This is a genomic window from Oleiphilus sp. HI0061 (assembly GCF_001635675.1).
This window is the reverse complement of sequence record NZ_LWFE01001515.1, coordinates 1-955: the sequence shown is the minus strand read 5'-3', so window position 1 is coordinate 955 and position 955 is coordinate 1. Positions and strand designations below refer to the sequence as shown.

Genomic DNA, 955 nt, shown 5'->3' with positions numbered 1-955 from the left:
CGCGGACAGATTGAACAATGCAAAGTGGTGCTAGGAAGTGCAACACCATCACTTGAAAGCCTCTATAACGTTAAGCTAGGTCGCTATCAGCTAGCTTTAATGCAAGAACGCGCCGGCGCAGGCCAAACACCGGAAATGTTTCTAATCGATATCCGCAGCCGTCCTCTGGAGAATGGTTGTTCTCGCCCCTTGAAGCAGCGAATCGGAGAAGAGCTTGCTCAAGGCAACCAAGTAATCATATTCCAAAACCGCAGAGGCTTTTCACCAACACTAATGTGTAATAGCTGCGGTTGGCTCGCCCAGTGCCCTCACTGTGATGCACGCCTTACTGTTCATAGTCGCCCACCTCAGCTACATTGCCATCACTGCAATCATAAAGAAATCATTCCAAGAGCCTGTCATGAATGCAACCACACAAGTCTGACACCACTTGGCGCAGGCACCGAAAGACTAGAGTTTGGACTGCAGGCACAATTCCCGAGCGCCAGCGTGGTGCGTGTTGACAGAGACAGCATAAAGAACCAAAAACAAATGACTGAGCTAGTCGAGCAAATCAATAAGGGAGAGCCTTGCTTGTTGATTGGCACACAAATGCTCGCAAAAGGGCATGACTTTCATAACGTCACCCTGGTCGCCATCATCGATGCCGACGCCAGTTTTTTTAGCGCCGACTATCGAGCCATTGAGCGCAGCGCACAGCAACTTTTACAGGTTTCAGGGCGCACGGGCCGCGGTAACAAGCATGGCACAGTGCTCATCCAGACACGCCAACCAGAACACCCCATCTTTGAACCTATTCTGCGTAGTGACTATACAAGCATTGCTCAGCAGGAGCTTGAAGAGCGCCAATATTGCGAGCTGCCGCCTTTCTCAAAAATGCTCACTATCCGGGCTGAGTCAGCCAAGGCTGAGGCAAACCTTGAAGAGTTGAGTTCAATTAAAAACTTGGTGCTAG

1 protein-coding gene is annotated in these 955 nt (G+C 50.3%); it reads left to right on the top strand.

Annotation, left to right across the window (positions count from 1 at the left end; translation table 11 throughout):
* Positions 1–955, top strand: a 955-nt coding sequence (gene priA, locus A3735_RS23605; protein ID WP_156499871.1) for a primosomal protein N', incomplete at both ends; no start/stop codon positions are given.